Raw genomic sequence first — 12,714 nt, forward strand, 5'->3', positions numbered from 1 at the left:
GCCATGCGCAATGTTCCCGATGAACTGGCCGCCCGCATCGAGAGGGGGGCGGCGACGCTGTGTCATGTCTGGCTGCTGAGGCGGGCGGACGGGCGGGCGATGGGCTTCACCGACCATGACCGCGATCTGGAGGTCGAAGGCGTGACGTGCCGAGCAGCCAGCGGCTGGACCGGCGGGGCGGGCGAGGGCGAGGTCGGGCTGGCGACGGGGTCGCTGTTGGCCTCGGGCGGGCTGGATGACGCGGCGATCACTGAAGAGGACATAGCGGCGGGGCGGTATGACGCGGCAGCGGTGGAGCTGTGGCGCGTGGACTGGATGCGGCCGGACCTGAAGGTGCGGCTGTGGAGGGGGAGGCTGGCGCGGATACGGCGCGAGGACGGACGGTTCATCGCCGACCTGGACGGGCCGATGGCGGCGCTGGAACGGGTGGTGGGGCGGACCTACGGCCGGGGCTGCGACGCGGTGCTGGGCGATGGGCGCTGCGGGCTGGAGGCGGCGGTGATCGCGGGGCGCAGTTGCGACAAGCGGTGGGCGACCTGTGTGGGCGTCTTCGGCAATGGGGTGAACTTTCAGGGGTTTCCCGATGTGCCGGGCGAGGACTTCCTGACCGCGCGGCCGGTAAGCGGGCGCAATGACGGCGGGAGCCGCAGGCGATGAGGGGCGCGCAGATCGTGGCCGCTGCGCGCGGTTGGCTGGGCACGCCGTATCGGCATCAGTGCAGCTTGAAGGGCGAGGGGGCGGACTGCCTGGGCCTGGTGCGCGGGGTCTGGCGGGAGGTGATGGGCGTGGAGCCGGAGGCGCCGCCGCCCTATCGCCCTGACTGGGCCGAGGTCGGGGGAGAGGAGGCGCTGTGGGCGGCGGCGCGGCGCTGGCTGGTGGAGATACCGCCCGGGCGGGCGGGGCTGGGCGACGTGCTGCTGTTCCGCATGGCGGCGGGGGCGCAGGCCAAACACTGCGCCGTGTTAAGCGCGGTGGAGGGGCCCGAGCGGGGGATGATCCACGCCTATTGGGGCCGCTCGGTTGTCGAAAGCTGGATGGGGCCGTGGTGGCGACGGCGGCTGGTCGCGGTGTTTCGCTGGCCTGAACCCTTGGCGGGAATTTGAAGGAGTAGACGATGGCGCAGGTGCTGCTGGGCGGGCTTGGCGGGATGGCGGGCGTCAGCAGCCTGGGCCTGTTGGCCGGGGGCCTGCTGGGGCGGGCGCTGGACGACCGGCTGGTGGCGGGCCTGTCGCCGGCGCGGCAGGTCGGGCCGAGGCTGGAGGGGCTGAAGCTGCAATCCTCCGCCGAGGGGGCGCCGATGGCCTGCGTTCTCGGGCGGGCGCGGGTGACGGGGCAGGTGATCTGGGCCGCGCGGTTTCTGGAGCGCAAGGAGAAGCGCTCGGCCGGCAAGGCGGGAAAGACGGTCGACTACGCCTATTCGCTGAGTTTCGCCGTAGCCCTGTGCGAGGGGCCGATCGACGGGGTGGGGCGCATCTGGGCCGACGGCCAGCCGATGGACATGGCGGGCGTGGCCATGCGCCTGCATCGCGGGACCGAGGGCCAACTGCCCGACCCGCTGATCGAGGCGGTGGAGGGGCGGGCGCCCGCCTATCGCGGGACGGCCTATGTGGTGTTCGAGGACCTGCCGCTGGACGCCTATGGCGACCGGGCGCCGCAGCTGTCGTTTGAGGTGTTCCGCCGACCGCAGGGCGCCGAAGCGCAGATGGAGGACCGGTTGGAGGGCGTCTGCCTGATCCCCGGCGCGGGCGAGTTCTGCCTGGCGACCGAACCGGTGATGCGGCGCGAGGGGCTGACGAAATCGACGCCCGAGAATGTGCATCTGACGGCGGGGCAGACGGATCTGGAGGCGTCGCTGGATCAGTTGACGGCCCAGGCGCCGAGGCTGAAACGGGTCAGCCTGGTGGTCGGCTGGTTCGGCGATGACATCCGCATGAGCCATTGCCGCATCCGGCCGGGGGTGGAGCGGCGTCAGAAGCCGACCGAGCCTATGGTCTGGCGCGTGGCCGGGGTCGAGCGGGCGGACGCGCATCTGATCTCTCAGGTCGAGGAGGGGCCGGCCTATGGCGGCACGCCCTCGGACGACAGCGTGAGGCAGGCGATCCGGACGCTGAAGGCGCGCGGGCTTGAGGTGACGCTGTATCCCTTCGTCTTCATGGACTGCCCCGGCTATCCGTGGCGGGGGCGGATTACGGCGACGGATGGAGCGGGGGCGACGGCCGAGGTCGCGGCCCTGTTCGGGGCGGCGGACGGCTGGGGCCTTCGTCGGCTGGCGCTGCACTATGCGAAGATCGCGGCCGAGGAGGGGGCGGACGACCTGCTGATCGGGTCGGAGATGCGCGGGCTGACCTGGACGCGCGATGCGGGCGGCGGCTTTCCGGCGGTGGCGCAGTTCCGGACGCTGGCGGCTGAGTGCCGGGCTGTGGTCGGGACGCGGGTGAAGCTGAGCTACGCCGCCGACTGGTCCGAATATTTCGGCTGGCAGAGGGAGGGAGAGGTAAGGTTTCACCTCGATCCGCTGTGGGCTGATCCGAACATCGATTACGTCGCCATCGACTGGTACCCGCCGATGGGCGACTGGCGCGGCGGCGCGGGCGGGGTGGATGCGGCGGACTTCACGGGGCCGTCGGACCCGGCTTACCTGGCGGCGCAGGTCGCGGGGCGCGAGGGGTATGACTGGTTCTACGTCTCCGACGCGGACCGGGCGGCGCAGCGGCGCACGGCGATCGAGGACGGCGCCCACGGCGAGCACTGGATCTGGCGCAACAAGGACCTGAAGGGCTGGTGGTCGAACGCGCACCATGAGCGCGTCGGGGGCGCAAGGCAGGCGGCGCCGACGGCCTGGGTTCCGCAGATGAAGCCGATCCGGCTGACCGAGTTCGGCTGTGCGGCGGTGGATCGCGGGGGCAATGCGCCGAACCTGTTCCAGGATCCGAAGAGCAGCGAGAACGCCCTGCCGCCGCACTCGAGCGGAGCGCGCGACGACCGGATGCAGCGGCGGCTGATCGAGGCGGTGCTGACGCACTATGCGCAGCCGGTGAACAACCCGATTTCGGGCGTCTATGGCGGGCCGATGCTGTTGGGGGCGGACGTCTGGTGCTGGGACGCGCGGCCCTATCCGGCGTTTCCGGCGCTGGGCGAAGTGTGGGCGGATGCGGGCGCCTGGCGCACGGGACACTGGCTGAACGGGCGGATGGGCGGCGATGCGCGGGGGCTGATCGAGGCGATCCTGAAGCGCGGCGGGCTGGCGGAGGCGGACTTTACGGTCGGCGCGGTGGACGGCGCGGTGACGGGCTATGTCATCGACCGGCCGATGGCGACGAAGGATGCGCTGTCGCCGCTGGTGCAGGCGCTGGGGGCGACGGCGGCCGAGCGCGACGGTCGGGTGGCTGTGCTAGGCGAGACGGCGCGGGAGATGGCGCTGGATCTGGCGGCGCTGGCCCTGCCCGACAAGGGCGGGAGCGTGGCGGCGGAGCGGCGGCTGACGCCTCGGCCCAGCGCGGCGCGGCTGCGCTTTATCGATGAGGCGGCGGACTATCAGCTGGGCGCTGTGACGGTGCGCGGCGAGGGCGAGGGCGGCGGCGTGGATGCGGCCCTGCCCGCCGTGGTCGGGGCCGGGCTGGCGACGGCGGCGGCGCAGCGGCTGTTGCAGGGCGAGGCGGCCGAGCGGCTGACGCTCAAGCTGGGGCCGCTGGAGGCGATGAGGCTGGAGCCGGGCGATGTGATGGCGGTGGAGGGGCGTGCGGGCGACTGGCGCGTCGAGCGGCTGGACTGGGATGAGACGCCCAGGGCGGTGCTGGCGCCGGTGGTCGAGGCGGTTGTCGTGGATGCGCCCGAGGACTGGCGCGGCGATGGAGGCGGGGCGACGACGGCGGGGGCGCCGTTCCTGATGCTTCTGGATCTGCCGCCGCTGCCGGGCGAGGAGGCGGACGGGCGGCCGGTGGTCGCGGCGGCGGCCGAGCCCTGGACGACGAGGGGGCTGCATGGTGGCGCCTCGGTCGACAGTCTGACGCCAAGGGCGGTGATGGAGGCGCCCGCGACGGTGGGCACGCTGACGGCGCCTCTGCGGCCCGGCGTGGTCGGGCGCTGGGACGAGACGGGCGTGCTGACCGTGCGGATCGAGGGGCAGGCGCCGCAAAGCCGAGCGGCCGAGGCGGTGCTGTCGGGGGCCAATCTGCTGGCGGTGCGCAGTGCGGGCGGGTGGGAGCTGGTGCAGTTCCGCCGGGCCGAACTGGTCGGCGCCGACGTGTGGCGGTTGAGCGGGCTGCTGCGCGGTCAGCAGGGAACGGAAAACGAGGCGGCGCGCGGGGCGGAAGCGGGGGCGCTGGTCGTCGTGCTGGAGCGGGGCATGGCGCGCGCTGAGGTCGATGCGGTCGAGCGGGGGCTGCCTCGAATCTGGCGGGCGGGGCCGGCGGGCGCGCCGCCGGGCGGGGCGGGAACAACGGAAGTCGGCTTCACCTGGATGAACCGGAACGCGGCGCCGTGGCGACCGGCGCGCGTGCGGGCCGCGCCAGAAGAGGGCGGATGGCGGCTGAGCTGGCTGCCCCGCGTGCGTCTGGGCGGCGATGGCTGGGACGCCGAGCCGGTCGAGGTCGATCCGAGGCGGTTCCGGGTGCGGGTGTTGGACGGCGCTGTCGTGCGACGGGTCTGGGAAGTCGAGGGGCTGGAGGCTGTTCACGGCGCGGCCGAGGTCGCGGGGGACTTCCCGGGCGAGCTCGGAACGGGCGCGCAAGTCGCTGTGGCCCAGTGGAGCCAAGGGTATGGCTGGGGGGCTGAGGCGGTGGTGAGGCTGTGAAATATAAGGCCCTCTCCTGTTGGGAGAGGACGCCGGAGGGCTTTCGCCCCTTTCGGCGGGCGGTTGCATGGCTTAACTGACGCTCTGGTTTGTGTTTATCCGGAGTGGAGCGAAAATTGGCTGGCGATCCCTATCAGGAACTGGGCGTTTCCAAGGGCGCGAGCGCGGACGAGATCAAGAAGGCGTTCCGCAAGCTGGCCAAGGAACTGCACCCCGACAAGAACCCCGGCGACAAGGCGGCCGAAGAGCGGTTCAAACGCATTACCGCCGCCTTCGACCTGCTGGGCGACGCCGAGAAGCGCGCGAAGTATGACCGCGGCGAAATCGACGCCGATGGACGCGAGCAGTTCCGCGGCTTCGGCGGCGCTCAAGGCGGGCGGCCGGGCGGCGGCGGATTCAGCGGTTTCGGCGGCTTTGGCGGGCGCGGCGAAGGCGGCCCCGGCGGGCGGGCGAGCTTTGACGATATCGACCTGGAAGAAATCTTCGGCGCCTTCGGAGGCGGCGGACGCAGCGCCGGGCGCGGCTTTGGCGGCGGGCGCGGGCAGGACGTGCGCGCTACCCTCGACATCAGTCTTGAGGACGCCATCGCCGGGACGACGCGGCGCATCCAGTTCTCGGACGGGCGGATGCTCGATGTGGCCATCCCCAAGGGCGCGTCTGACGGCCAGACGATCCGGCTGAAGGGGCAGGGCGCGCCGGGGCGGGGCGGTCAGGCGGGCGACGCGCTGATCGAACTGCGCATCCAGCCGCACCCGGTGTTCAAGCGCGACGGCGCCGACCTGACGATGGATCTGCCGGTGTCGGTCCCGGATGCGGTGCTGGGCGGCAAGATTCAGGTGCCGACGCCCGAGGGCGCGGTGATGATGACCATCCCCAAGGGCTCGAACTCGGGCAAGGTGCTGCGGCTGAAGGGGCGCGGCGCCTATGCGAACGGCAGGCGCGGCGATCTGATGGCCCGGCTGGTGGTGACGCTGCCGGAGGCGCCGGACGACGAGCTGGTCCGGTTTGCGACCGAATGGCGTGAGCGCCGGCCCTATAAGCCTGGCCGTTGATGGCCTAAGGCTGAAGCTTCCTTCTCCTCCCCGAGACTTCAGAGACCGACATGACGCCCAAGCCCGCCGCCAAGCCCGCTCGCCCCTGGTTCTCGGCGGGGCCGACGGCGAAGCGTCCGGGTTGGGAGCTGGCGAACCTGCCGACGAACCTGATGGGGCGGGGGATCCGCGCGCCGGAGGTGGTCCAGCGGTTCGCGCATGGCTTGCAGCTGACGCGCGAGGTGCTGAGCCCGCCGGACGACTATGTCATGCTCTACACGCCCGGTTCGGACACCGGCGCGGTCGAGGCGGCGCTGTGGGGCATGTTGGGCGAGCGCCCGGTGCAGGTTATCGCCTATGAGAATTTCGGCCTGACCTGGCTGGCGGATGTGAAGACGCATCTGGGGCTGGAGCCCGAGGCTCTGACCGCGCCGTGGGGCGAGCTGCCGGACCTGTCGAAGGTCGATCCCAAGAATGACGTGGTGTTTCCGTGGAACGGCACGACCTCGGGCGTGCGCGTGCCGGACGGCGACTGGATAGCCGATGACCGCGAAGGCCTGACCATCTGCGATGCGACCTCGGCCGCCTTTGCGATGGAACTGCCGTGGGACAGACTGGATGTGACGACGTTCAGCTTCCAGAAGGCGCTGGGCGGCGAGGCGGGCATCGGGGTGATGGTGCTGTCGCCGCGGGCCGTGGCGCGGCTGGACAGCTATCTGCCGGAGCGCTCCATCCCCAAGGTGCTGCGCCTCACCGACAAGACGGGGTTCGATCGGACCCTGGCCGAGGGGGTGGTGATCAACACCTATTCGATCCTCACCATCGAGGACTGGATCGACGCCCTGGACTGGGCGAAGGCCGAAGGCGGCCTGCCTGCCCTGATCGCGCGCACCAACGCCAACTATGCGGCCCTGGCGCAATGGGTGGAGCGGACGGACTGGATCGCCTTCCTGCCGGACCGGCCCGACATCCGTTCGACGACCTCGGTCTGCCTGAAGTTCACCGATCCGCGCGTGGCGGCGCTGGATGAGGCGGGACAGAAGGCCTTTGTGAAGCGGTTCAAGGCGCTGCTGGAAGGCGAGGGGGCGGTCTATGACATGGAGCCGCACCGCAACGCCCCGCCGGGCCTGCGCCTGTGGTGCGGCTGTACGGTCGAGACGGCGGACGTCGTGGCGGCGACGCCGTGGCTGGAATGGGCGTTCCAGACGGCGGTCAGCGAACTGGCTCTGTTGGCCGAAGGATAATTCTGTCGCCCATTAGGGGCCCTTGGGGGCGACTCCGGACGATTCAGGGGTTATAGGCTCCCACCGCATTCTGGATTGCGGAGTATAGGTCTTGGCGAACGTCGCAGTGGTCGGCGCCCAGTGGGGCGACGAGGGCAAGGGCAAGATCGTGGACTGGCTGTCCAATCGCGCCGACATGGTGGTGCGGTTCCAGGGCGGCCACAACGCGGGCCACACCCTGGTCGTCGACGGCAAGGTCTATAAACTTGCATTGCTCCCGAGCGGGGTGGTGCAGGGCAAGCCCTCGATCATCGGCAACGGCGTGGTGGTCGATCCCTGGCATCTGGTCGGCGAGATCGAGAAGATCCAGGCTCAAGGCGTGGCGATCACGCCCGACATCCTGACCATCGCCGACAACGCCTGCCTGATCCTGCCAATCCATCCGGCGCTGGACGTGGCGCGCGAGGCCGCCGCCAGCGCGCCGGGCGCCAAGATCGGCACGACCGGCCGCGGCATCGGCCCGGCCTATGAGGACAAGGTCGGCCGCCGCGCCATCCGCGTCTGCGACCTGGCCAATGAAGACGACCTGAAGATCAAGATCGACCGTCTGCGCTCGCACCACGATCCGCTTCGCGCCGGTCTGGGGCTGGAGCCGATCGAGCCGAAGGCGCTGCTGGCGCAACTGCTGGAGATCGCGCCTAAGATCCTGCCCTACGTCAAGCCGGCGTGGCGCGTGCTGGACGAGGCGCAGAAGGCGGGCAAGCGGGTGCTGTTCGAGGGGGCGCAAGGCGCCTTCCTGGACGTGGACCACGGGACCTATCCCTATGTGACCAGCTCCAACACCGTGGCCGGACAGGCGGCGGCCGGGTCGGGCGTCGGCCCGCGCGGCGTCGGCTATGTGCTGGGCATTGTGAAGGCCTATACGACGCGCGTCGGCGAAGGCCCCTTCGCGTGTGAACTGAACGACGAGGTCGGTCAGCATCTGGCGGTGGTGGGCCGTGAGATCGGGGTGAACACGGGCCGGTCGCGTCGTTGCGGCTGGTTCGACGCGGTGCTGGTGCGCCAGTCGGTGGCGATCAACGGCATCGACGGCATCGCCCTGACCAAGCTGGACGTGCTGGACGGGCTGAAGACGCTGAAGATCTGCGTCGGCTATCGCATCAATGGCGAGGTTTTGGACTATCTGCCCAGCAGCCTGAAGGATCAGGCCTCGGCCGAGCCGGTGTTCGAGGAACTGGAAGGCTGGGACGAGAGCACCGCAGGCGTGCGGACCTTCAAGGACCTGAACGCCCATGCGCTGAAATATGTGCGTCGGATCGAGGAGTTGATCGGGGCGCCGGTGGCCCTGCTGTCGACCAGCCCGGAGCGTGACGACACCATTCTGATGCGCGATCCGTTCCAGGGCTGAACTCACGTTTCGGGTCGAGGCAACGACGCCTTAACCGGTGGGGCATAGGGTGGCGCTCTGAAATGGAGCCCGCCTGTGTTCGCCCTAGACGCCAAGACGATGCAGAGGATCGCGCCGGTCGTTCGGCGCGTGATCATCGTTGATCCCAATCCCGCCGCCGCGCGCCTGTTGCAGGACCTGGTGAAGGGGTTCGGCTCGCGCGAGATCGTGGTCGAAGGCGACGAGACGCGGGTGCTGGATCTGGCGCGCGAAATGGAGCCGGCGCTGATCTTCACCGAACGTGCGGGGCCCAGGCTGGACGGCGAGGCCTTAGTGCGGCGCATCCGGCGTTCGAGCCTGGCTTGCCGTCGCGCGCCGATCATCATGGTGACGGCCGAGGCTACCGCCAGCGCGATCAAGGGCGCGCGGGATTCCGGCGTGCATGAGTTCCTGCGGAAGCCCTTCACCAGCGGCGATCTGCAGCGGCGGATCGAGAATCTGGCGACCAAGCCGCGCGACTGGGTCGAGGCGGTCGGCTATATCGGACCAGACCGGCGGCGCTTCAACTCGGACGACTACGCCGGGCCGCAGAAGCGCAAGGCGGACAAGCCGCGCTCGAGCGCGGAAGCGGCTCTGGCCGTCAAGGATCAGGCGATGCGAATCCTGTTGTCGGCCCTGACCCAGTTCGACAGCGATCCAATGCAGGCCGTCCGCGCCATCAAGCAACAGGCCGAGACGCTGAAGGCGCTGGCCATCAAGACGGGCGATGCGCCGCTGGCGATTGCGGCGGCGGGACTGGACACGGTGCTGGCCGCCGGAGCGCCGACCAAGGCCACGCTGACGGCTCCGGTTGAGGTGGTGCTGAAGCTGGCCTCGCCTGAGAGCTTGGCGCGGGCGGGTTAGGGGCCGCCCCCTCTCCCGCGAAGGAGAAGGGGTAACGACTGCGACCTCAGGCGTCGACCAGATTGCGTTCTTCAGCGGCGGCGCGCATGGCCTTCTGCAGCTTCTCGAAGGCGCGGACCTCGATCTGGCGAACGCGCTCGCGGCTGACGCCGTACTGGCCGGCCAGTTCCTCTAGGGTGACCGGATCGTCCTTGAGGCGGCGCTCGGTCAGGATGTGCTTTTCGCGATCCGTCAGCTCTTCCATGGCTTCCTGCAGCAGGCCCATGCGGATCGATTTTTCCTCGCTCTCGGCCAGCTCGGTTTCCTGACTGACGGCGTTGTCGTCCGCCAGCCAGTCCTGCCATTCGCTTTCACCGTCCGAACGCAGGGGCGCGTTCAGCGAGGCGTCGCCGCCGAGGCGGCGGTTCATGTTGGTGACTTCCTCTTCCGACACACCCAGCTTGGTGGCGATGGCGGCGAGGTGCTCGGGGTGCAGGTCCCCTTCCTCGAAGGCCGAGATCTGGCTCTTGGCCTTGCGCAGGTTGAAGAACAGCTTCTTCTGCGCCGCCGTGGTGCCCATCTTCACGAGCGACCAGGAGCGCAGGATGTATTCCTGAATGGACGCACGGATCCACCACATGGCGTAGGTCGCCAGGCGGAAGCCCTTGTCCGGATCGAATTTCTTGACAGCCTGCATCAGGCCGACGTTGCCCTCGGAGATCACCTCGCCGATCGGCAGGCCGTAGCCGCGATAACCCATGGCGATCTTGGCCACGAGGCGCAGGTGAGAGGTCACGAGACGGTGGGCGGCCTCGGTATCCTGGTGTTCGCTCCACCGCTTGGCGAGCATGAACTCCTCGTCCTTGGTGAGCATGGGAAACTTACGGATTTCCGTAAGATAACGGGACAGCCCCTGTTCAGGCGACATCACCGTCAGCGTTTTATTGGCCATATGGTCCCTCCGGCTTCACGAGCTGGCGCTACGGCTCCGACCACATGACGTGCATCATCACCTCGCCCCTCAACTGACAAGATGGGAATCCGTTGCCCGAAACGGAAGGGGCGGATTGTCCCAATTGAACGGCGAAGCTGCGTCGTCGTTCGATTTCTATCTAGCACAGATGTTGTTGCAAATAAAGCCGGCCCGGTCAGAGGGCCGCGAGGAGGGTTTCGAGACGCTGCATGTCTTCGGGCGGAGGGGTCTCAAAGCGCAGAGCCTCGCCCGTGACGGGGTGGACGAAGCCGAGGATGGCGGCGTGGAGAGCCTGGCGTTTCAGGCCGGCCTCGGCGATCGCGGCGCGGACGGGCGCTGCGGGGCTGCCTGAGCCATAGACGGGGTCGCCGAGCAGGGGCGAGCCCTTCGACGCCATATGGACGCGGATCTGATGGGTGCGGCCGGTCTGCAAGGTGCAGGCGACGCGGGCGGCCAGCGGGGCGTTGGAGGCCTTGGCCGGGCGGCCGAACGTCTGCTGGACGACATAGTCAGTGATGGCCTCTCGCCCGCCGGATTTCAGCACCGCCATCTTCTTGCGGTCGCCGCTGGAGCGGCCGATCTGGGTCTGGATGCGGCCCTTCTCGGGCGAGGGCGCGCCGCGCGTTAGGGCGACATAGGTGCGCTCGATGTCGTGGGCGGCGAACAGGGCGGCCAGCCCCGCGTGGGCGCGATCGGACTTGGCGGCGACCATGACGCCGGAGGTGTCCTTGTCCAGGCGGTGGACGATGCCGGGGCGGTCGAGGTCGCCGAGGGTCGACAGGGCGGCGCAGTGGTGCAGCAGGGCGTGGACCAGGGTGCCGGTCTCGCAGCCCGGTGCGGGATGGACGGCCATGCCCGGCGCCTTGTCGATGACGATCAGGTCGTCGTCCTCGAACAGGATGGTCAGGGGGATGGCTTCAGGGCGCAGTTCGACCGGAGCTGCGGGCGGCAAGATGATCTCATAGTCGCCGGGCGCGGGCTTGGCCTTGGCCCCCACCACGACGCCGTTCAGCGATATGGCCCCTGCCTCCAGCAGCGCCTGGATGCGGGCGCGCGACAGTTCGGGCAGGACGTCGGCCAGGGCGCGGTCCAGCCGGGCGGCGCCGGGCGCGATGCGGGCGGTAAGGACCGTCAGGTCGGATTCGTCGTGGGCTGAGGGCAGGATGTCGGTCACACGGCCGTTTAGCACGGCTGGCGGACGCCATGAAAAAAGGGCGGCCCCCGGGACCGCCCTTCAATCGTTTCAACGGGTTCAGGCCCGCTTCTGCGTCGATCAGCCGATGCGCGGGTCCAGGTCGCCGGCGGCGTAGCGCTTGGCCATCTGGGCGGTGGACAGCGGCTGGATCTTGGACGCCATGCCTTCGCAGCCGAACTGCTGATAGCGCTCCATGCACAGCTTGCGCATGGCTTCCTTGGCGGGCTTCAGATAGGCGCGCGGGTCGAACTCGCCCGGCTTCTCGGCCAGCACCTTACGGATGGCGCCGGTCATGGCCATGCGGTTGTCGGTGTCGATGTTGATCTTGCGCACGCCGTGCTTGATGCCGCGCTGGATCTCTTCGACCGGCACGCCCCAGGTCTGGGGCATCTGGCCGCCGTACTGGTTGATGATGTCCTGCAGGTCCTGCGGCACCGACGACGAGCCGTGCATCACCAGGTGGGTGTTGGGCAGGCGTTTGTGGATTTCCTCGATCACGTTCATGGCCAGGACCGCGCCGTCCGGCTTGCGCGTGAACTTATAGGCGCCGTGGCTGGTGCCCATGGCGATGGCCAGGGCGTCGACCTTGGTGGCCTTGACGAAGTCTACGGCCTGATCGGGGTCGGTCAGCAGGGCCGACTGGTCCAGCTTGCCTTCGAAGCCGTGGCCGTCTTCGGCCTCGCCCATGCCGGTCTCAAGGCTGCCCAGCACGCCCAGCTCGCCCTCGACCGAGACTCCGCACGAGTGGGCCATCTCGGTGACGCGGCGGGTGACGTCGACGTTGTATTCGTAGGAGGCCGGGGTCTTGGCGTCTTCTTCCAGCGAGCCGTCCATCATCACCGAGGTGAAGCCGTACTGGATGGCGGTGGCGCAGGTGGCCGGGCCGTTGCCGTGGTCCTGGTGCATGCAGACCGGGATGTGCGGGTACAGTTCGACCAGGGCGTCGATCAGACGGGCCAGAACCACGTCGTTGGCGTAGGAGCGGGCGCCGCGCGAGGCCTGAATGATGACCGGCGCGTTGACGGCGTCGGCGGCCTCCATGATGGCCAGGCCCTGTTCCATGTTGTTGATGTTGTAGGCGGGCAGGCCGTAGTCGTGCTCAGCCGCGTGGTCGAGCAGTTGTCGCAGCGTGATGCGCGCCATGGGTAGTCTCCTGAACCGATAGTGATTTTGCCCGAGGTCTTAGCCGGTCGGGTGCGGGAAGTCACGCCGACGTGACGGCGCTCGGTCT

At 69.3% G+C, this 12,714-nt stretch carries 10 protein-coding genes; 7 read left to right on the forward strand and 3 right to left on the reverse strand.

Annotated features, from left to right (window positions below; genetic code table 11):
• The first annotated feature begins 3 nt into the window (after positions 1-3).
• The 7 genes from H9656_RS10690 to H9656_RS10720 all read left to right on the forward strand — a co-directional run bounded on the left by H9656_RS10690 (position 4) and on the right by H9656_RS10720 (position 9,336).
• Positions 4-657 (forward strand): baseplate hub domain-containing protein, encoded by a 654-nt coding sequence (locus H9656_RS10690; RefSeq protein WP_191744226.1) that lies wholly within the window; start codon positions 4-6, stop codon positions 655-657.
• Entirely contained in the window at positions 654-1,103 is a 450-nt protein-coding gene (locus H9656_RS10695) for an NlpC/P60 family protein (RefSeq protein WP_191744227.1), read from the forward strand. Before H9656_RS10690 ends, H9656_RS10695 begins: the two co-directional genes overlap by 4 nt.
• Before the next feature lie 11 nt (positions 1,104-1,114).
• Positions 1,115-4,792 (forward strand): baseplate multidomain protein megatron, encoded by a 3,678-nt coding sequence (locus H9656_RS10700; RefSeq protein ID WP_191744228.1) that lies wholly within the window; start codon positions 1,115-1,117, stop codon positions 4,790-4,792.
• Between the two features lie 116 nt (positions 4,793-4,908).
• A complete protein-coding gene (locus H9656_RS10705; RefSeq protein ID WP_191744229.1) occupies positions 4,909-5,844 on the forward strand; it encodes a DnaJ C-terminal domain-containing protein in 936 nt (311 codons plus the stop codon).
• Between the two features lie 50 nt (positions 5,845-5,894).
• Positions 5,895-7,067, forward strand: coding sequence for a phosphoserine transaminase (locus H9656_RS10710; RefSeq protein WP_191744230.1), 1,173 nt, complete (start codon positions 5,895-5,897; stop codon positions 7,065-7,067).
• Between the two features lie 91 nt (positions 7,068-7,158).
• On the forward strand, positions 7,159-8,454 hold the full coding sequence (locus tag H9656_RS10715) for an adenylosuccinate synthase (RefSeq protein WP_191744231.1): 1,296 nt from the start codon (positions 7,159-7,161) through the stop codon (positions 8,452-8,454).
• Positions 8,455-8,529: 75 nt separating this feature from the next.
• The gene (locus H9656_RS10720) at positions 8,530-9,336 is read left to right on the forward strand and encodes a response regulator (RefSeq protein ID WP_191744232.1); all 807 of its coding nucleotides are present in this window, start codon (positions 8,530-8,532) and stop codon (positions 9,334-9,336) included.
• Positions 9,337-9,382: 46 nt separating this feature from the next.
• On the opposite strand, the gene rpoH is transcribed toward H9656_RS10720, so the two are convergent.
• From rpoH to fba, 3 genes are all read right to left on the reverse strand, one after another.
• Positions 9,383-10,267, reverse strand: coding sequence for an RNA polymerase sigma factor RpoH (gene rpoH / locus H9656_RS10725; RefSeq protein WP_025977864.1), 885 nt, complete (start codon positions 10,265-10,267; stop codon positions 9,383-9,385).
• A gap of 196 nt (positions 10,268-10,463) precedes the next feature.
• Positions 10,464-11,462, reverse strand: coding sequence for an RluA family pseudouridine synthase (locus tag H9656_RS10730; RefSeq protein WP_191744233.1), 999 nt, complete (start codon positions 11,460-11,462; stop codon positions 10,464-10,466).
• Between the two features lie 99 nt (positions 11,463-11,561).
• Positions 11,562-12,626: a class II fructose-bisphosphate aldolase gene (fba, locus tag H9656_RS10735; protein WP_191744234.1), complete on the reverse strand. Its 1,065-nt coding sequence runs from the start codon at positions 12,624-12,626 to the stop codon at positions 11,562-11,564.
• Positions 12,627-12,714: the final 88 nt, after the last annotated feature.

The organism is Brevundimonas guildfordensis (genome assembly GCF_014836405.1).
Taxonomy (GTDB): Bacteria; Pseudomonadota; Alphaproteobacteria; order Caulobacterales; family Caulobacteraceae; genus Brevundimonas; species Brevundimonas guildfordensis.

Excerpts from the sequence above, each read along its gene's own strand:
- H9656_RS10690 (WP_191744226.1), top strand. The coding sequence starts at position 4 with ATGCGCAATGTTCCCGATGAACTGGCCGCCCGCATCGAGAGGGGGGCG.
- H9656_RS10695 (WP_191744227.1), top strand. The coding sequence starts at position 654 with ATGAGGGGCGCGCAGATCGTGGCCGCTGCGCGCGGTTGGCTGGGCACG.
- H9656_RS10700 (WP_191744228.1), top strand. The coding sequence starts at position 1,115 with ATGGCGCAGGTGCTGCTGGGCGGGCTTGGCGGGATGGCGGGCGTCAGC.
- H9656_RS10710 (WP_191744230.1), top strand. The coding sequence starts at position 5,895 with ATGACGCCCAAGCCCGCCGCCAAGCCCGCTCGCCCCTGGTTCTCGGCG.
- rpoH (WP_025977864.1), bottom strand. The coding sequence starts at position 10,267 with ATGGCCAATAAAACGCTGACGGTGATGTCGCCTGAACAGGGGCTGTCC.
- fba (WP_191744234.1), bottom strand. The coding sequence starts at position 12,626 with ATGGCGCGCATCACGCTGCGACAACTGCTCGACCACGCGGCTGAGCAC.